Annotated in this window: 22 protein-coding genes; 15 read left to right on the top strand and 7 right to left on the bottom strand. The window is 55.5% G+C overall.

The annotated features are described in order from the left end of the window. Positions 1-10 precede the first annotated feature (10 nt). From coaE to flgF, 5 genes are all read right to left on the bottom strand, one after another. The gene (gene coaE / locus SELIN_RS02145; protein ID WP_013505067.1) at positions 11-631 is read right to left on the bottom strand and encodes a dephospho-CoA kinase; all 621 of its coding nucleotides are present in this window, start codon (positions 629-631) and stop codon (positions 11-13) included. 9 nt (positions 632-640) lie between these two features. Beyond that, a complete protein-coding gene (locus SELIN_RS02140) occupies positions 641-1,297 on the bottom strand; it encodes a hypothetical protein (RefSeq protein ID WP_013505066.1) in 657 nt (218 codons plus the stop codon). A gap of 67 nt (positions 1,298-1,364) precedes the next feature. Next, positions 1,365-2,114 (bottom strand): flagellar basal body P-ring formation chaperone FlgA, encoded by a 750-nt coding sequence (gene flgA / locus SELIN_RS02135; protein ID WP_013505065.1) that lies wholly within the window; start codon positions 2,112-2,114, stop codon positions 1,365-1,367. 6 nt (positions 2,115-2,120) lie between these two features. Then, on the bottom strand, positions 2,121-2,909 hold the full coding sequence (gene flgG, locus SELIN_RS02130) for a flagellar basal-body rod protein FlgG (RefSeq protein WP_013505064.1): 789 nt from the start codon (positions 2,907-2,909) through the stop codon (positions 2,121-2,123). A gap of 21 nt (positions 2,910-2,930) precedes the next feature. Next, a complete protein-coding gene (flgF, locus tag SELIN_RS02125) occupies positions 2,931-3,710 on the bottom strand; it encodes a flagellar basal-body rod protein FlgF (RefSeq protein WP_013505063.1) in 780 nt (259 codons plus the stop codon). 68 nt (positions 3,711-3,778) lie between these two features. Here flgF and SELIN_RS13690 point away from each other — a divergent pair, with 68 nt between their 5' ends. From SELIN_RS13690 to folK, 4 genes are all read left to right on the top strand, one after another. Then, complete coding sequence (locus SELIN_RS13690) at positions 3,779-4,573, top strand: ROK family protein (RefSeq protein WP_013505062.1); 795 nt, start codon at positions 3,779-3,781, stop codon at positions 4,571-4,573. Further along, positions 4,570-6,597 (top strand): ATP-dependent DNA helicase RecG, encoded by a 2,028-nt coding sequence (recG, locus tag SELIN_RS02115; protein WP_013505061.1) that lies wholly within the window; start codon positions 4,570-4,572, stop codon positions 6,595-6,597. Before SELIN_RS13690 ends, recG begins: the two co-directional genes overlap by 4 nt. Before the next feature lie 670 nt (positions 6,598-7,267). Next, a complete protein-coding gene (locus SELIN_RS02105) occupies positions 7,268-7,759 on the top strand; it encodes an FxsA family protein (protein WP_013505060.1) in 492 nt (163 codons plus the stop codon). Beyond that, positions 7,731-8,267, top strand: coding sequence for a 2-amino-4-hydroxy-6-hydroxymethyldihydropteridine diphosphokinase (folK, locus tag SELIN_RS02100; protein ID WP_013505059.1), 537 nt, complete (start codon positions 7,731-7,733; stop codon positions 8,265-8,267). The genes SELIN_RS02105 and folK overlap by 29 nt, the downstream gene beginning before the upstream one ends. Positions 8,268-8,384: 117 nt before the next feature. On the opposite strand, the gene SELIN_RS02095 is transcribed toward folK, so the two are convergent. Together SELIN_RS02095 and SELIN_RS02090 are read right to left on the bottom strand one after the other, a co-directional pair. Beyond that, positions 8,385-8,780 (bottom strand): metal-dependent transcriptional regulator, encoded by a 396-nt coding sequence (locus SELIN_RS02095; protein WP_013505057.1) that lies wholly within the window; start codon positions 8,778-8,780, stop codon positions 8,385-8,387. Positions 8,781-8,799: 19 nt separating this feature from the next. Continuing rightward, positions 8,800-9,348 (bottom strand): isochorismatase family protein, encoded by a 549-nt coding sequence (locus SELIN_RS02090; RefSeq protein WP_013505056.1) that lies wholly within the window; start codon positions 9,346-9,348, stop codon positions 8,800-8,802. A 194-nt stretch (positions 9,349-9,542) separates the two neighbouring features. On the opposite strand from SELIN_RS02090, the gene SELIN_RS02085 reads away from it, so the two are divergent. The 11 genes from SELIN_RS02085 (at position 9,543) to SELIN_RS02035 (ending at position 18,871) form a co-directional block, all read left to right on the top strand. Beyond that, positions 9,543-10,415: a DMT family transporter gene (locus SELIN_RS02085; RefSeq protein ID WP_013505055.1), complete on the top strand. Its 873-nt coding sequence runs from the start codon at positions 9,543-9,545 to the stop codon at positions 10,413-10,415. 3 nt (positions 10,416-10,418) lie between these two features. Next, entirely contained in the window at positions 10,419-10,649 is a 231-nt protein-coding gene (locus SELIN_RS02080) for a hypothetical protein (protein ID WP_013505054.1), read from the top strand. Positions 10,650-10,654: 5 nt separating this feature from the next. After that, positions 10,655-11,002 (top strand): histidine triad nucleotide-binding protein, encoded by a 348-nt coding sequence (locus SELIN_RS02075; RefSeq protein ID WP_013505053.1) that lies wholly within the window; start codon positions 10,655-10,657, stop codon positions 11,000-11,002. Between the two features lie 50 nt (positions 11,003-11,052). Then, the gene (locus SELIN_RS02070) at positions 11,053-11,505 is read left to right on the top strand and encodes a GatB/YqeY domain-containing protein (RefSeq protein ID WP_013505052.1); all 453 of its coding nucleotides are present in this window, start codon (positions 11,053-11,055) and stop codon (positions 11,503-11,505) included. Next, positions 11,502-12,125: a CvpA family protein gene (locus SELIN_RS02065; RefSeq protein WP_013505051.1), complete on the top strand. Its 624-nt coding sequence runs from the start codon at positions 11,502-11,504 to the stop codon at positions 12,123-12,125. The genes SELIN_RS02070 and SELIN_RS02065 overlap by 4 nt, the downstream gene beginning before the upstream one ends. Beyond that, positions 12,125-14,023, top strand: coding sequence for an NAD(+) synthase (locus SELIN_RS02060; protein WP_013505050.1), 1,899 nt, complete (start codon positions 12,125-12,127; stop codon positions 14,021-14,023). The genes SELIN_RS02065 and SELIN_RS02060 overlap by 1 nt, the downstream gene beginning before the upstream one ends. A gap of 37 nt (positions 14,024-14,060) precedes the next feature. Then, the gene (gene hepT / locus SELIN_RS02055; RefSeq protein WP_013505049.1) at positions 14,061-14,408 is read left to right on the top strand and encodes a type VII toxin-antitoxin system HepT family RNase toxin; all 348 of its coding nucleotides are present in this window, start codon (positions 14,061-14,063) and stop codon (positions 14,406-14,408) included. 212 nt (positions 14,409-14,620) lie between these two features. Then, positions 14,621-15,628: a helix-turn-helix transcriptional regulator gene (locus tag SELIN_RS02050; RefSeq protein ID WP_013505048.1), complete on the top strand. Its 1,008-nt coding sequence runs from the start codon at positions 14,621-14,623 to the stop codon at positions 15,626-15,628. A 131-nt stretch (positions 15,629-15,759) separates the two neighbouring features. Then, on the top strand, positions 15,760-16,830 hold the full coding sequence (locus tag SELIN_RS02045) for a Fic family protein (protein WP_013505047.1): 1,071 nt from the start codon (positions 15,760-15,762) through the stop codon (positions 16,828-16,830). A gap of 310 nt (positions 16,831-17,140) precedes the next feature. Continuing rightward, complete coding sequence (locus SELIN_RS02040) at positions 17,141-18,373, top strand: ATP-binding protein (RefSeq protein WP_013505046.1); 1,233 nt, start codon at positions 17,141-17,143, stop codon at positions 18,371-18,373. Positions 18,374-18,472: 99 nt separating this feature from the next. Next, a complete protein-coding gene (locus SELIN_RS02035) occupies positions 18,473-18,871 on the top strand; it encodes a hypothetical protein (protein ID WP_013505045.1) in 399 nt (132 codons plus the stop codon). The last annotated feature ends 36 nt before the right edge of the window (positions 18,872-18,907 follow it).

The following is an 18,907-nucleotide window of genomic DNA, read 5'->3' as shown; positions in this document are numbered from 1 at the left end:
AGCGGTGACATTATTTTTCTTGGGGGGTATGACGGCCAGCTTGCTGTGTGAGAAGTGCAAGCAGCTCATCAACCTGCTTCTCGAGATGAGCCATATCGTCGCGGTTATTGTCGATGACATAGTCAGCACAGGCCAACCGCCCCTCAAGGGACATCTGTGCGTTGATGGCGTCAACGGCCTGCTGGCGGGAAATACCATCCCGTTCCATAACCCGGCGGATCTGCACTTCCGGCTCACAGGCAACCACCACGATGGCATCCATCAGTGTGCGGGCCTCGCTCTCCAGCAGGAGCGCCGCATCGTAGAAGAGAACCGAATGATTTGCGCGCAGGCGATCAATCTCCAGATCGCGCTGCCGGGCTATATAGGGATGCACCAGGCGGTTCAGCTGCTCACGCCTGGTGGGCGAAGAAAAAATTTCCGCGCGCAGTTTCCTGCGATCAAGCTGGCCCTGATCGTCAAGAATATGAGAGCCAAAAGCCTCCACGACTTCTGGCAGCAGCGGACTCCCCGCTGTCAGGGCCGCCCGGCCGATTTCATCGGCATCAATCACGGGCACTCCGCGGGCGCGCAGTAAAGCGGATACCGTGCTTTTTCCCGAACCTATGCCGCCAGTCAACCCAATGAGCATATCAATTTCTCAGCGATAGGGGCCGAGGATAACCGGAGTTTCTGCGTTGCCATTCTGCGCTGGCTGGCCATTGCCATTGGCGGGCTGATACATGGACAGTTCATTATTGCCGGGTTGAACGCCATTGCCATTCACAGCAGGCGCCATAACCGCCGATGGCTGCTGCAGCTGCTCTGGCTGCGGACTCACCTGAACCTGCGGACTTCCCACCATGGGAGGAACAGCTCCATAGGCCGGGCCCATGGGTGTCATGGGAACCACATGGGGCGGAATGGTCGCGCCACTGTAAAATCCGGGCATACCGGGAATCGCCTGGGGAGTGCCACCCCACTGCTGCATGGGCTGCTGCATCGCTTGCTGCTGCCCCAACGGCGGATGGCCGGCCGGCAATCCAGTGGAACCATGCATGGGCTGGGGCTGAATGCCACCGGGCGCGCCCTGATGGTAGGGGGTCATCACCCGCCTGGAGTTGTGACAGGCATAACAGTCGGAGTTATTGGCTTCCATGTGCCGCTCCCGGGAGTAGTTGCGGTTGACAAATTTTTTGGTCTCCACGGTGGTGACATAGGTATCGGTCTCGGGATAATAGCTGTAGATGTAGCATCCCGGCAGGAAGAGCACTGCGGTGCCAAGGCCGAGAAGCGTAAGAAGCGTGTGCGGTTTCATGGAAGCCTCCTGAAAGTTACTCAAACATGATCCAACTGATCATAGCCGCCAGTGTGGCGCTCAAATGCTAGTAAATGATCTCTGCCTTCTTGCCCTGCAACAGCCTCGCGGTGAGAATCCGTCCGCTGCTGGGGTTTTTCAGGCGAACCACATCGCCCAGATAGGCGCGCTCTGTGGCAACAGCGGCCATGGAAAGGGTCAGGCGATCATGGCGATAGATGACTTCGACAATGTCACCGCGCTGCACGGCATATTCACGGCGCAGGTCGGTGGTTCGCACAATCTGCCCCTCCTGGAGGTTACGCGTGCTGACGATATGGGAGGCGAAATCCGTCTCGCCTATATCCATGGCATTGCGGGCCTGAGTGGCGGGAAAGAGCTGCCGGCGGAAGTCGCCCTCGCGCAGCACTTCACCCCTGGTGATATTGCGGACGGGAACATAGGCCTCCACCATGTGATTGATGACTGCCCGTACCTGCAAGGCATTGCCATACTGATCACTGACCTCCAGCACCGAATGGCCGGCCGTGCGGATCGTACCCGCCACGGAAAGGGTGGTGCCCTTCAGCACCCCCGCACCCTGGTACATCAGCCGCTCCACTTCGGCCAGTTCACCCATCTGGCGGTACACATAGTCCTGTACGGCTCGGGTTATGGCCGAATCCATGCGGGAAGTGGCCGCGCCGGCAGAAGCAGCCTGCTGACTTCCGGCGGGTTGCTGAATCGCGCCTGAGCCCGACTGAAACACCGGAAAACCGCTGGCGGAAGCCATGCCAAGCAGCAGCAGTACGGCACAAAAGGCAAACAACGCTTTCATGACACCTTACCTTTTCAGCTGTGTTGCGGTCTGCAGCATCTCATCGCCGGTGGTAATCGCCTTGGAGTTGATTTCGTAGGCGCGCTGGGCGCTAATCATGTTCACCATCTCCTCCACCAGCTGCACGTTGCTCTGCTCCAGAAAGCCCTGAGCAATGGCACCAAAACTGTCTTCACCGGGAATGCCCACCTGGGGAGCGCCACTGGCGCTGGTCTCTTTGAAAATATTGCCCCCGACAGATTCAAGGCCAGCGGGGTTAATGAACTTGGCCGTAGTGATCTGCCCCAGCTCCTGCATCTGATTCTGGTTGCCGATCTGTACGGAAACCGTGCCATCACGGCCCACGTAGATCTCCACCGCATCGTCAGGGATCTGGATACCAGGCTCCAGCAGAAAGCCTTCCACTGTCACGATTTCACCATTATTATTCTTGGTGAATGCGCCATTGCGGGTATAGCCGGTGGTGCCATCGGGCATCTGAATCTGAAAATACCCGTCCTTTTCAATGGTCATGTCCAGCTGGTTACCCGTCTGAATAATACTACCCTGGGTATGCATCTTGGTGATGCCGGCCACTTTGACCCCCAGACCGAGCTGTTCGCCGACAGGGCGGGTGATGCCCGCCGCCGTGGAGGCACCAGCCGGCTTGATGGTCTGGTACATCAGATCCTGGAATTCCACGCGAGATTTCTTGAAGCCGCCGGTGTTGACGTTGGCCAGGTTGTTGGAGATATTGTCGATGTGTGTCTGCTGCGCCATCATGCCCGTAGAAGCGGTCCAGAGTGCCCGTATCATATGTTCACCTCAGATTGTGTGTTAAATGGATTTTCCGGCCTGCAGCAGGGTGCTGACCGTCTCGTCTATGCTGCTGATCATCTTCTGGTAGGCGCTGAAAGAGCGGTTCAGCTCCACCATATCCGTCATCTCGCGAACTATATTGACATTGGAACTTTCCAGGTAGCCCTGGTGCAGTTCAAAGTGCTCAGCAGGATAGGCTTCCACATCAGCCGATACCCTGGCCAGCTGGTTGAAGCCAACCTTGCGCAGGTCGCGCTCATCTTCAAAGCGCACCAGGGAAAGGGTGGCGATAAACTCCTCGTCCACAAATATCTCGCCCTGGGCATTGATAATAATGTCGGAAGCTTCCGGCAGGAAGATATGGGCAGGGCCCTCGGCGTCGTCTTCCTCAAGGGCGGCCTTCAGGGGATAGCCCTCCTTGGTGGTCAGGCGACCCTCCGAGTCAATCTGCAGATTGCCTCCACGGGTGTAGCGTTCGCCAAAGGGGGTATCCACCACCAGGAACGCGTTGCCATTGATGCCCACATCCAGGGAATTGCCCGTCTGGTGCAGGGCACCCTGGGAGTGATCCACATGGATTTTGGCGATATTATGGGTGTTGTTGATGGTTTCGTTAAAGAGAGTTCTGCGCCAGGCATCCTCTTCACGAGTCGTGGATTTGGCACGAAAATTATCAACGGATATGATATCTTTCTTGAAACCAACCGTGTTGACATTGGCAAGGTTATTGGCGGAAGCGTCCAGCTTGCGTGACTGCAGCACCATCCCACTCGCCGATGTGTATAATCCATTTACCATGACGGAGAACCTCCTCGGGTATTCACGGTGTGGTCATATTCAAGACCCATGCCAAATGAAGGTGAACTATGCGGATCGCCGGGATAGACATCGGAGCCACCACCACGAAGATCGCCTTTGCAGGCGGCGATAGCCTCTCTTTCCATAAAACCCCATCGAACTACCAAAGCATTGGTGAACTGCAAAGGCGCCTGGATCTTCCATGGGAAAAATTTGCCTGCGCCCTTCCCGCGCCCGTGAAAAACCACCAGCTGATGGCCACACCGCCCAACCTCACCATGCTGCCGGATATTGACCCCGGAACTCCCCTGCTCAATGACGGCAACGCCGCCGCCTTCGGCGAATTCCACGCCCGCAGGCTCAGCTCGGAGTCCCTCTTCATGCTCAGCTTCGGCACGGGACTGGGAGGCGGCTTTATTCAGGCGGGAATCATTGCGGAAGGTGCCCGTGGCAATTTCGCCGAAGTGGGACACTTCACCCTGCAGCCGGGTGGATTTCCCTGCGGCTGCGGCTCTGCCGGATGCGCCGAGCAGTACGCCTCAAGCCGTTTCTTCCACCACCGGGGCCTCAGCGCAACCCAGGACATACAGCAGCCACAGCACGCGGCGGTGCTGGAGGAATTCATCTTTCACGCTGCCTGCGTCATCAACAGCGTCGCCAACCTCTACGACCCCCACCTCATCGTGATCGGCGGCGGTCTGGCGACCGTGATCCAGGGGCAGATGGACTCCCTGCGCTCCACGGCCCAGTCCATGTCCTTCGGGGGGCGACCGCTGCCGGCACTGGAACCGGCCATGCACGGCGAATACTCCGCTGCCATTGGGCTGCTGGAATACGCCCGTCGCCATGGAGAAGCTCCGTGAAGGTCTCCTACCTGAAGAAGGTCGGCCCACGGCGGGCAGCCCTGCTCAGCAAACTGGGCGTGGAAACCATAAGCGATCTGCTCTGGCACCTGCCCCGCGACTACCAGCAGTATGTGCGCTGCCTTGCCCAGGCCAGTGAGGGCGACCAGGTTCTGCTCCACGGAACCATCGTCAGCTGCACGGTACCCTTCAAGCCACCCTATAAGGCGGTACTGCTCACCGATGAAGGCGAAGTCGACCTGACGTGGTTCAGCGGAGCCCGCACCTATATCCAGGCAACCTTCGCACCAGGCGAATCGTTGACCATAGAGGGCCAGCTGCGCTTTTTCCGCCAGCGCCCCGGCATCACCCACCCAAAAGTGGCCACGGCCACAGCCGATTCCGACATCATGCCCCTCTACCCCCTGACGGAAAATCTTTCCCAGAAGATGCTGCAGGATATTTTCACGGAAAACCGCGCCGCTATCCTGGACGCCACCGAAGAGGTTCTCCCCCCGGAACTGGTGCAACGTTACCACCTGCCCGGGCTGCGGGAGAGCCTGGCGGCTCTGCACTATCCCTCGTCACGGGAGCTGGCTGCCCTGAAAACCGGCCTCAGCCGGTATCACAAGCGGCTGATCTTCGAGGAAATCTTTCTCCACGAGCTGGGTCGCGCCCTGGTCAGCTACGCCCAGCGCCAGCGCTTTGGCATCGCCATCGATATCAGCGTGGATACAATGGCCGACGAGCTTACCCGCCGCCTGGGGTTCACCCTGACAGAAGGGCAGCAGGCGGTGGTGCAAGAGATCCAGCAGGATCTGGCGGCCTCCCAGCCCATGAATCGCCTGCTGCAGGGAGACGTGGGCTCCGGCAAGACCGCCGTGGCCCTCTACGCCATGGCGGGCGTCACCACCAAAGGCTATCAGGCCCTGCTGCTGGCACCTACGGAAGTGCTGGCCCAGCAGCATTACACGCTTTTCGCCCGAATCCTGGACGGTCTGTGCCAGGTGGAGCTGCTCTGCGGGTCCCTGAGCAAAAAACAGAAGGATCAGCGCCGCGCGGCGATCCACGAGGGGGCTGCTGACATCATCATCGGCACCCACGCCCTGCTGCAGGAAGACATCAGCTTCCATCGACTGGGCCTGAGTGTTATCGACGAGCAGCATCGCTTCGGCGTGGAGCAGCGGGCGGTATTCGCCCGCAACAATCCCGGCGTCAATCAGCTTTACATGAGCGCCACCCCCATTCCCCGCACCCTGGCCCTGACCATGTACGCCGACATGGCCCTCTCCTCCCTGAAGACCCTGCCAGTGGGCAGGCAGCCAGTGCAGACGCTTTTTCTGGGCTCAGCCAGGCAAAAACAGCTGCATCAGGAGATTGAGCAGGTGCTGCAGCAGGGGCTGCAGGTCTATATTGTGGCGCCGTTGATTGAAGAAAGCGAAAAGGTCGACCTGGAGAATGCCAGCAGAATCTACGAGCAGTACCGCGTCCAGCTGGCCCCTCACGGCGTGGATCTCCTGCACGGACGTATGGGCGCGGAAGCCAAGCAGCAGGTCATGGAGCGATTCGGGCGGGGTGAAACCCAGGTTCTGGTCAGCACCACCGTCATAGAGGTGGGAGTCGACTACCCCAGGGCCTCCCTGATGGTCATCTACCACCCGGAGCGCTTTGGCCTCAGCCAGCTCCACCAGTTGCGGGGGCGGGTAGGACGCGGATCGCATCCGGGCAGGTGCATTTTCTTTGCGCCGGGCCAGATTGGACGCGAGTCACGGGAACGCCTGCAGGTGCTGGTGGACTCCACCGATGGCTTTTACATCGCCCAGAAGGACCTGGAAATCCGTGGTCCAGGGCAGTTGTTCGGCATGCGCCAGTGGGGTATCCCTTCCTTTCTGGTGGCTGATCCCATCAGGGACGTCAAGGCCTGGGAATTTGCCCGCGACGAAGTCAGGGCAATCCTCGCCCGTGACCCGGCCCTGAACGCCAGAGAGCACGCGCGCCTGCGGGAGTACTACATTCAGCGCAACGTGCTGAACATCATTCACTGACCGGAAGCCCCGGTTGGCACTTGCATTTCCCGTCACCTTGCCATACTCTCCAGATGAAAAAGGGCAGACCGATTCCTGACAGCTTACTGAAATACCTCAAAACACGCAGACAATTGAAAAATACTCAGGTGCAAGGCGCTCGCGGAACGAGGAATGAAGCGTACTCTCCCCGTACGTTGCAATGCGGACAACACCGCAGATGAGGGTTTTTCAGCAGCCTGACAGTCAGCGCGTCCTGGCTGGGCCAGCACACGGGGGAGAAACAGAAACAGGCCGTTCCCCCCTGAGCCCGTCCGGTGAGTGCGACGCCTGGCTGGCAAAACCCAACGGGACACTCACAGGAAGTGAGTGGTCCGGCAGCACTGCAGGGAGGCAGGGGTCAGGCAACGCAAAGAGGCCCAGGTGCAAGGCGCGGGCAAAGCGAGGAGCGAGGCGTACTCCCTGTACGTCGCAGTGACGAGCGATGCCCGGCAACGCAGCAGATGGGCCTCTTTGAGCAGCCTGCTGCCGGATCTCCAGAACAGGCGAGCCAACGATCCGGAAAAACGGGCGTTCGGGGGCGCGTTTTGTGCCCTTTTGCGCGGTCAAAAAGGGTAATATCCACGCAGATGAGGGTTTTTCAGCAGCCTGCTAACGAACCTGCCCACGAGAACCTAACGCGGAGAGAACATTGCAACTGTTTTTGCTGTTTATTGTCATTCCCCTGGTTGAGCTCTTTTTGCTGCTGCGGGTCGGCGCCATTATCGGCGCCCTCAACACCATTGCCCTGGTGATTATCACCGCCGCTGTGGGAGCTTACTACGCCCGCAGCGAGGGTATGTCCGTGGTCTATCGCATGCAGCAGATGACTGCCCGGGGAGAAGTTCCCACCGTGGAACTGGTGGACGCCCTGATGATTTTCGGCGGTGGCGCGCTCCTGCTGACGCCCGGCTTTCTGACCGACGCCCTGGGGCTGGCATGCATCCTGCCCATGACACGGCCCTGGATGCGCCAGGCCATTCTCGGCCACTATCGTTCCCGCATACGGGTGTATCACACCGGAGAATCACACCCGGAGCAACAATCCCGTCGGTCACAACAGAATCAGGTGATTGATGTGGACTTCAAAGAAGAGAAAAAGGAATCCCGATTCCATGACCAGGATAGATCTGACAGGCAGTGACGCCTCCGGCGAGACCGCCTTTTTACTGCTGGGGAGCAACCGTCCCCCCCGCGAACACTTCCTGCAACAGGCCATCGAGCTGCTCGGACAGCTGCCGGACACCCACATCACCTGGCAGTCTCCCGTGCTGCGGACGCCGCCCTACGGCTATACCCAGCAGGAAGACTTTCTCAATCAGGTGCTCCACCTGAAAACAGGTCTGCTGCCCCGCCAGCTTCTGCGGGCTGTCAAGGAGACGGAACAGCAGGTGGGAAGACGGGAAAGTTTCCGCTGGGGACCGCGGGAGATAGATATCGACATCATCTTTTACGGAAACTGGATGGTGCAGTCGCCGGAACTCATGATCCCCCATGGGGACTATCGGAACCGGGACTTTGTCCTGAAGCTCCTGCTGGAATTCGACAAAGGTCTGAAAGACCCGGTCACCGGAGAGGCCCTCCGGGATCGTTTACAGGAGCTTGAGAGAAAGACTCACGAGGGGTTGCACGAACCCGGCGGACAGGGATAGCTGCCCTTGCGCGGAGCGCTTTGGGACGTCCTGGAGCGCACCTTCATGAGAAGCCGGTAGAAGACAAAGCACAGGAAAATACCGACGATGATGGAACCGACTTCCCTGTCCATGCCGTCAGCCCTTTGCCCGCTCTTTGTACTCCCGAATAACCACTGAAAACTTCTCCAGGCCCTTCATATCAATGTGATGCTCCAGCATGCACGCCAGCTCCGAAGCCTTGGTCGAGGGAATATCCACAACGCTTTCAAAGAACTCCTTCAGAGTGTGGTGCTTCTGCAGTGTCTGCTTGGCGTGGCGCTCACCTTCTTTGGTCAGGGTAATGTACTGGTAGGGGTCGTAGTTGACCATGCCCAGATCCGAGAGCTTTTTCAAAGCCGATGTTACCGACGGCATCTTGACGGAAAGTGAGAGGGCGATATCCCTGGTACGGGCAACCTTGTTCTCCTGAACCAGGCTGTAAATTGCCTCAAGATAGTCTTCCATTGACGGTGTCATTTCAGGATGGCTCATGTTGTGTTACCTGCTTTCGCTATTTTACCAATTTGGATATGGCTTTGAACTCGCCTGTGCCCGCCTTGCCCAGCAGGTCAAACAGAACGCTTTCGGTATTTGTCACCACAGCGCCCATTTGCCTTGCCAGATCAAGGCCGCTCAGGTAATTTTCCTCGGAGCGGCTGCCGGCAGCGTCCTGCAGGAGATATACGCCAAAACCCGCTCCCGTGAGACTGCGGATGGTCTGGAACACGCAGATATGGGTTTCGATTCCGGCAATCACCACGTTGGCAATGCGCTTCTGCTCCAGCATCTGTTGTACTTCGTCGGTGTAGGCGGAAAAAGTGATTTTTTCCAGGACAGGGTCTTCCTCGCGTAGCAGCTCCAGCAAAGCAGGGTCGGTGTGACCGAGTCCGGCCGGATACTGCTCCGTGACACACAGCGGCACGCCGAGCATGTGGCAGCTCTGAATCATGATGGAGGTGTTCTTGAGGATACTTTCGCGGCGCGGCATAATCTGCGCCAGTTTCCCCTGTATATCAATAACCATGAAAAGCGTCGTAGCGGGATCAAGTGGATGGTACACGCGCCCTCTCCTTCTAACGGGGATTCTCGGTGCTGAAAGGGAAGTGAGTAAACCTTCCCCACGCACAACTCACAAAAGAAGACAGCCACAGCTGAGAACAGCCTGCTGGCTCAAAATAAAATCGCATTATACTGCTGCGTTTTCCCGCTAACCTTATACCATTTCGAGAAAAACACAAAGAGGATTTCACCTCCATGGGCACAACCGGTTTCCTTTTCATCATTGTCAGTGCATTTTCCCATGTACTCTGGAACGCCTTCCTGAAAGTTTCCAAGGATAAAGTCAGCGCCATTGCCATCATGATGATCGTCACCGTTCTGATTATGGGAGGTTTTGTGATCGTCAGCGGAGAGCTCCGCAATACCCTGCAGCCACCGGTCATTCTGGCCGCTGCAGGCTCCGGCTTTTTTTTCTTCCTCTACCAGTTTTTTGTGGCCCGCTCCTATATGCGCGGCGACCTGAGCGCCGTCTATCCTCTGACCGTCACAGGACCAATCTATATCCCCATCTGGGGCTACCTCTTCCTGGATGAACGCATCAGCCTCATCGGCTTTGCCGGCATCCTGCTCATCCTCTACGGCGCCGTCTCCATCCAGGCTAATCAGTTTCTGCCGGGATCAAAGAAGCTGGTGCGCGGCAACTTCCGCGAAACGGGCGCCCACTTTGCCCTGCTGGCCGCGTTCTTCTACTCTTTTGGGGCCATCACCGACAAGATCGGCGTCACCGTCGGCACTGTCTACGCCTACACCTTTAACGTGTGCGTCGTCATGCTCCTGTTCCACCTGCTCTGGATGGTCTACACCCGCCATGGCGCCCACCTGCTCCAGGAAATGCGTCAGCAGCCCGGCATCCTTCTCCTGGGAGGCGTTGCCATGGCAATTTCCTTTGTAACCTTCCGCATAGGCCTGCAGGACATCCCCGCCAGCTACGCCACTGCCCTGCGTCAGGTCAGCAGCCTTTTCAGCATCGGCATCGGTTTCTTTATCTTTCGCGAAACTTTTGGTATAACGCGCATTATCGCTACGGTTATCATTGTGGCGGGAGTAATCCTGATCCGAATGGGGTGAGCCATGCTGTCCTTTGAAGGCTATGAACTGTTTCAAGAATACCATGACGAAAACACCGCCAATCTCACCATGTCCCTGCTGCGCAGCGCCGATATCGACTGCAAGCTGGAAAAGGCCAAATTTTCCGCAGAGCCGGTGAACTTCGCCGCCATGAGCCGTTTCAATGTCTATGTGCGCAAGGGTGAGCTGGAGACCGCTGAAAAAATCATGCAAACCCACGTAAGCGAGGAATAAAGCGCATGGAAGACTGCATCTTCTGCAAAATCGCGGCAGGCACCATTCCCTGCCGCAAAGTCCTTGAGGATGACGACATACTGGCCTTCCACGATATCAACCCCACGGCCCCCGTGCATGTTCTTATCATCCCGAAACGCCATATCCCGACCACCCTGGACTTCGAGGCCGGAGCCGACGACGCCCTGGCGGGCAAACTTATCACCGCCGCCGCCCGCATTGCCCGCGAACTGGGCATCGATCAGAGTGGCTACCGCCTGGTGTTCAACACCAATGGCGATGGCGGGCAGGAAGTCTACCACGTCCACCTGCACCTGCTGGGCGGGCGCAAGTTCAGCTGGCCAGCGGGCTAGCCTCATCTTTGTGAATCAGAATTCTCTCATATATTCCAAGGAGCACCACAATGACCATCAAAGAGCAGTTGAACGAAGATATAAAACAGGCCATGCGCGCCAAGGACAAGATGACCCTGGAGGCCCTGCGCTTCCTGATGGCCGCTTTCAAGGACTTTGAAGTCAACAATCAGAAACGCGAAGCCGGCCTGAGTGACGAAGAAGCCGTGCAGATCATCCAGTCTTCCATCAAAAAGCGCCGCGAATCCATCGAGCAGTTTGAAAATGGCGGGCGCGCCGAGCTGGCCGAAAAGGAAAAAGCCGGACTGGAAGCTATCATGCGTTACCTTCCCGAACAGCTTGGTGAGGATGCCCTGCGCGCCATCATCAAGGAATCCGTTGCCGAGGCTGGTGCCAGTGGCCCCCAGGATATGGGGAAAGTCATGAAGGTCATTATGCCCAAAGTCAAGGGCAAGGCCGATGGCGCCCTGGTGAACCGACTGGTGAAAGAGGCCCTGGGATGAGCTTTACCGTCATCGACATCATCATTGTCGTCGCCCTGCTCCTGGCAGGAATCAAGGGCGCCCTCTCCGGATTTATGCGCGAAGTGTTCGGCCTGCTGGTGATCCTGGCCTCCCTGGTGGTCGCCTATTTCGGCTATGAAACCGTCCACGGCTCGCTGCTGAGCAACCTGCCCGAAGAGATCCCGGCCGGCGTCGTCGCCACCGTCGCCTTTGTCGTGGCATTTCTCATGGTATGGGCCACCCTCAACATCGTCACCATGATCGCCCAGCGCTTCATGAAATTCAAGGAAGCCTCCCCCGTCGGGCGCGCCCTGGGAGCCATTATCTCCGCCGGCAAAGTGCTCGTCATACTCTCTTTTGTCCTGGCTGGTTTCCAGTACATTCCCCACAACCCCATGGAATTACGCCAGAAAGTGGAACAGAGCACCATTGGCAGTCCGCTGGCGAAAATGGCCCCCATTATCTTCCAGGGCTTCACCAGCATTCTGCCTGATCGCGAGGGACCCTCGCCCTTCAGTGGCCTGACTCAGCTGGGAGAGCTGGTCCCGGATATGGAGCGCCTCAAGCAGGAAGCCCGCAAAATCGGCAACAGCAACCAGGACTTCATGAGGAACCGCTGATGCTGGGATTTTACCGCATTGCCACAGCCCTCCCCGGATTGCGTGTGGCCGATGTGGCCTGGAACCGCGCGCAAATTGAAGAGCTGGCGATCAGAGCTCACCAGCAGCAGTGCGCCGTGGTCGTCTTTCCGGAACTCAGCCTGACCGGCTACACCTGTGCCGACCTGTTTCACCAGGAGAGCCTGCTGCAGGCTGTCCGCAAAGCGCTGGAGAGCCTGTGCCGGTTCAGCCGCGAACTGGATACCGCCCTGGTGGTTGGCGCTCCACTGCCCCAGCAGGGACGCCTGTACAATTGCGCCCTGGTCATACAGCGCGGCCATATCCTGGGCGCTGTCCCTAAAACTCACCTGCCCAACAAGCGTGAGTTCTATGAGCGACGCTGGTTTACCCCTGCCAGCGCGCTGCCGGAAAACAGCACCATCACCATCGGCGACGACAGCGTTCCCTTTGGCAGCAGACTCATCTTCCGCTGCGACCAGCACTATGCCTTCGCCATCGAACTCTGTGAAGACCTGTGGAGTGTCATCCCCCCCAGCTCCAGCCACGCCCTGGCCGGAGCCACCGTTATCCTCAACCCCTCCGCCAGCAACGAACTGGTGGCCAAGGCCGACTACCGCCGCGAACTGGTACAGAACCAGAGCGCTCGCTGCCTGGCAGCGTACGCCTACGCCGGCAGCGGTATCGGCGAATCCTCCACCGACCTGCTCTTCGGCGGACACCACCTTCTCTGTGAAAACGGCCTGGTGCTGGAGGAAAGTCCGCGCTTTGAGCGGGGCAACCACCTTTTCAGCGCCGATGTCGACTGCCAGAAGCTCAGCCAGCTGCGCATGAGCGAAACCAGCTTTGCCGACAACCCCATCCCCACTGGATACCGCACCATACCCCTGCACCCCGTCCTTCCCATCGGTGAACTGCAGCGCTATATACCACCCCACCCCTTTGTGCCCGGCGACCCCCAGCGCCGCGACGAACGCTGTGAAGAGATCTTCAGCATCCAGACCGCAGCCCTTGCCAAACGCCTGAAGCACATAGGCTCACCCAAAGCCATCATCGGCATTTCCGGCGGACTGGACTCCACCCTGGCCCTGCTGGTAACCCACCGCACCTTTGCGCTGCTGGAACGGAACCCCAGCGATATCATCGCCATCACCATGCCCGGTTTCGGCACCACCAACCGCACCTATGAAAACGCCGTCACCCTGTGCAAAGCCCTGGAGACCGACTTCCGCGAAATCGCCATCAGCCAGGCTTCATTGGAACACTTCAAGCTCATCGGCCACGACCCCGCCATCCATGACGTCACCTACGAGAACGTCCAGGCCCGGGAGCGCACCGAAATTCTCATGAACATCGCCAACAAACACGGCGGCATCGTCATCGGCACCGGTGACCTCTCGGAAATCGCCCTGGGCTGGTCCACCTACAACGGCGACCACATGTCCATGTACTCCGTCAACTGCGGCGTCCCCAAAACCCTGATCCGCTACCTGGTGGAGTGGGTAGCCAGTCGCAGTGAAGACGCCATGGAAGAACTCCTCATGGATATAGTGAACACCCCCATCACCCCCGAACTGCTGCCCCGCGACGAGCAAAAAGAGTGCACCCAGAAGACCGAAGACATCATCGGCCCCTACGAGCTGCACGACTTCTTCCTCTACCACACCGTCAAGTACGGAGCCAGCACCCCCAAAGTACGCCATCTGGCCGCCCTCGCCTTTGCCGGAAAATACGACGAAGCCAGCATCGCCAGGTGGCATGAAATCTTCGTCAAACGCTTCTTCACCCAGCAGTTCAAACGCAGCTGCATCCCCGATGGCCCCAAAGTGGGCACCATCGCCCTGTCGCCCCGTGGCGACTGGCGCATGCCAAGCGACGCCAGCTTTGGCGGATGGCTGTAGGTATTGGGCGACATCCAGCAGGAGCAGACCAGAATCTATGGTCAATGACATTGTCCTGAATAAAGCAGAGAGCATTGAACGCTGCATTCGAAAAGTCGAAGAATACTCTTCGCGGGAAACCGGGCTTCACTTTGAGGCAGACCACCTGAAGCAGGATGCCATCGCGTTCAACCTGGTGCGAGCTGCCGAGCAGTGTATTGACCTGGCCAACCACGTGGTCAGGCGCAGAAAACTGGGCATACCCAAGGAAAGCCGTGATGCGTTTCGGCTACTGGCCAGCGGAGGTATCATCCCTGCCGAATCGGCCGATAAACTGGTGAAAATGGTGGGGTTCCGCAATGTGCTGGTGCACGAATACCAGCAGGTACCTGGCGCTCGTTATTGATGTGATTGACTTTACCCAACACGTGATACACACAAAATAAGCTGGGCACCTGAACAACCATCATCACCCTTGCTGCCATTTGCGTCTATTGGCGTTCATTCGCGGTTCAGCGACCCTTGCCTTTTCAGCCGACGGCCAATGCGTCACAGTTTGTCGCTTCACTCTGCTATCAGGTAGGGTACAGTGATGAAGTCTTTTGTGGAGGAGCAGCCATGGACAAGAAATTCGACACCCTCCTGCGTCAGTGGAAAATGCTGCAGATGCTGCGGCGAAGACCCGTTCTCAGCACTCGTGAAATTCAGCAGAAGCTTCGCGATGATGGCTTCGAGGTAACCCTCCGCACCATCCAGCGCGACCTGCAGAAGCTCTCCGCCGTCTTCCCCATTGCCTGTGATGAGAAAAAACCCATTGGCTGGAAGTGGGCAAAGGGTGGTGAATCATTTAGCATTCCCGGTATGGATACCACCACGGCCCTGACCCTGCGCATGGTGGATGAATACCTGGGCAAGCTGCTGCCAAAATCCTGCATGGCCTCCCTCTCCCCCCACATGCTACGCGCCAAAGCCATTCTGAGTGAGCAAGCCAGCAACACCCTTGGCCACTGGCCAGAGAAAATCCGTGTCATTCCCCGCTCCATGCCCCTGATTGCGCCACAGGTTGAACCGGAAGTTCTGGAAACACTCTACGACGCCCTGCTTGCCAGCCGACGCTGCAAAGCACGCTATCGCAGGCGTGGCGAAGAGCAGGCCAGTGAGTACCTGGTGAACCCCCTGGGGCTGGTGGTAAACGATCAGATATTCTACCTGGTGTGCACCCTGCGCGAATACGACCATGTGGTGCTGCTGGCCCTTCACCGCTTTGAAAGCGCACAGATGGTTGACACGCCCTCCCGCAAGCCAGCAGGATTTGACCTTGACGAATACCTGGCCAGCGGTGCCCTGGGCTTCGCCAATACCCCATCAAAAACCATTTCCCTGCAACTGCGCATATCAAGGGAACTGGCGGAACACCTGCAGGAGTGCCCCCTCAGCACAAATCAGACCTTGTCAGGCCAGGCCGATGCCGATGACCAATTCCTGCTCAAAGCACGCGTGCTGGATACACGGCAACTGCGCTGGTGGTTGCTGGGTTTTGCTGATCAAGTGGAAGTGCTCGCACCCAAGTCACTGCGGCAGGAGTTTGCAGAAAAGTCAGCGAGGATGGCAGAGCGGTACGAGTAAAGATGAATTGGAGGGAATCGGTATCAGGGTAACTTGATATGCATAGAAGATACTACTTTCCTATACATATCGTGTTACTATGTATAAATAATCTGCCAAAACTATACAAAACAAGCCAGCGGAGCTCTCAAATGACATCTTTACCATCACTTACCGAGCTTGACCCTAGCCGGTTTTTCAGTCGGTCAATCTTGAGGCAACTGGCCGCGTCCACTCGGCAGCTGGCGGAGTTGAAGGGTGTGGCTGCGTCTATCCCCCATCAAGAGATACTTATCAACACTCTTGGCATTCAAGAAGCAAAAGACAGCTCAGAAATTGAAAACATCATTACCACCCACGATGAGCTGTACAAAGATGACATTGCTTTGAGGAACGCAGGAAATGCCGCAGCCAAAGAAGTCATGCGTTATCGCCAGGCTCTCTGGATAGGCTTTAAATCCGTGCAACAGACCGGATTGCTCCTTAACCAGCATATACTGGCAATGCAGTCTGAACTGGAGCTCAATGCAGCGGGGTTTCGCAAACTGCCAGGTACCGTTTTGAAAAACAGCTCCGGCCAGGTAGTCTACTCTCCACCCCAGAACGCTCAGGAAGTGATCAAACTGATGCGCGACCTGGAAGCATTTATCAATGAACCGGAACTCTTCGATGCAGACCCACTCATAAAAATGGCGCTCATACACCATCAATTTGAAAGCATCCATCCCTTTTATGACGGCAACGGCCGCACCGGACGACTCATCAATGTACTCTACCTGGTCAAGGAAGGCCTACTTGACATTCCAGTGCTGTACCTCAGTCGCTATATCTCCCGCCACAAGCTCGACTACTACCGCTTGTTGCAAGCAGTCCATGAAAATGGGCACTGGGAAGAGTGGGTGCTGTATATGCTGCAGTCAGTCGAACACACCTCACGGGAAACCATCGCCACGATCAGGGCAATTCATAACCTCTTTACAGACATGAAGCGCCACCTGCGCAGCACATATCGCTTTTACAGCCAGGATCTTCTGAACAACCTTTTCGCCCATCCCTACACCAAAATCCAGTTTATCGAACAGGAACTGAATGTATCCCGCCTGACAGCCACAAAATACCTGGACACCCTGGCAAATGATGGAATATTGCAAAAACACAAGGTTGGCCGTTCCAGTTACTACGTCAATTCACAACTCTACCGCATATTGGCAGATATGGATTAATCGCCTGCGCCACCACGGCACTGCGGCACTGCGGCACTGCGGCACTTGAGTGCAGAAATACCAGGCCTCACTCAAAGACACAAAGAAAGGCATGGAAACTGTAATGGTAATAGCGAAACTTTATAAGCAATAGACTCTACTTTCCTTTCCCTTTGCCCCCATAACCATTGCGAATAAGAAAGTTATATGGCATGCTATTTGAAGGCAGCATCTTACACGACACTTTATTCTATTATTAAGAAACACTTAGAGTCGCATGTGACACCAATTCGTAGTTCTACGGACGTTGCGAGCGCGAAAGGGCAGATATATGAGTAAATTTACGAACCCATTTAAACCAACCAAGCCTGTATATAGCGGTGTTTTTTCAGGTCGTTATAATGAATTATACAAAATTGACAAATCTCTAAGAGAGACTAAAGCAGGGAACCCAACTAATCTTTTGTTTGTTGGCGAAAGGGGTATAGGAAAAACTTCTTTATTGCTATATGCAAAATTTATTGCTAATGGCGATATACTTTCAATGGATCAAGAGAAATTCAACTTTCTAAACGTCTTCATTACCATTGACAATCGCATGAACACAACTCGTTTCATTCAAAAGCTTAATATTGAAATCGAAAGACAGTTACGCAATGAAAATGATGTTCTTCAAAAGGTAAAGGATGTTTGGAGTTTTGTGAAACGCCTTGAAGTTGGTGGCGTTAAATTAAATCCAGCTGAGATTCAGGACATAGTTGACAATGCAATTTACTCACTGGTAGATACAATTAAAATTATCTGTGACGATAAGACAAAAAAAGATGGAATTGTTATCTTTATTGATGAGGCTGATAATTCACCAGAAGAACTACAAATTGGCTCTTTCCTCAAAATATTAAATGAAAAACTAATATCAGAAAATTGCGAAAATGTACTATTCGTAATGGCTGGCTTACCAGAAGTTAGGAACAAATTACGTGAAAGCCACCAGTCTTCTTTAAGGATATTTGAAGAATTAGAATTAGCCACACTATCAAAACAAGACACACGTGCAGTGATAGAATCAGGTCTAACTGAAGTAAAAAATGAACAAAAAGTATTAATCGAAATAGCCGATGCTGCCGTAGACACAATATACCTAATTTCTGAAGGTTATCCTCACTTCATTCAACAGTTAGCATATTGCGCATTTGAACAAAACAGTGATCATATAATTGATGGGCATGATGTGAATGAATCAATATCAAATTCATTGCGCCTAATTGGAGATAGGTACTATAAAGATATGTTTTTTAATAAAATACTCAGTGAATCATATCGTGATGTTTTGGTTATAATGTCAGAGAAGGGCAGCGACTGGATAACAAAAGAAGAAATAAAGAAAAAGTTCAGGGGCTCAGAAAAAACATTAAATAACGCTATATCAGCATTAAAAACAAGAAACATAATTTTAGTCAAGGAGGGGGTAAAAGGGTATTACCGGCTACAATGGATTGCATTTGCATTATGGATCAAGTACTTCACTCAAAAAGACTTATCTACTGAAGCGGATAAGGCGTAGAACTATCACCCCAACCTGACTTACCCTTTTCACGGATCTTGCCACTTTCTTCGCTCCACGCAAGGACTACACAGATTAGGCACGAAACAGGAGAAAGATATGGGAATTTTTGCCATTGGCGCGCACTACAACGAAGATGTAAGCGAAGAATTCATTAAGTGCAACATTGCCGGCCCTGGGTGGGATGCCTCGAAGGCCCCTGAGCTTCATCAGTTCATCCGGTCCCTGAAGGTGGGCGACATTGTTTACATCAAATCAGCCCCTCCGTCGAGCAAAGATATTGTCATAAAAGGAATCGGGATCATCACCACCGATCAGGTCGTTTTGAACAGCCAGGTGGTTTCAGCTGGCAGAGACATTAAGTGGCTGGTCACTGAGCACTTCCGAGTCCCAAAGCCAACGGAAAAAAATAACGTGAGACGGAACACAATGTACGAGGAGTTTCACCCAGATGTACAATCGGCCATCCTTGCAAAGCTCTTCAAGAACGGCGCCTAACAAATACGCTTAAGACACCCACCTTGCTAGCAACAT

Origin of the sequence: Desulfurispirillum indicum S5, assembly GCF_000177635.2 — a bacterium.
Taxonomy (GTDB): Bacteria; Chrysiogenota; Chrysiogenetes; order Chrysiogenales; family Chrysiogenaceae; genus Desulfurispirillum; species Desulfurispirillum indicum.
The sequence above is the reverse complement of the archived record's forward strand: the minus strand, read 5'-3'. Positions and strand labels throughout refer to the sequence as shown.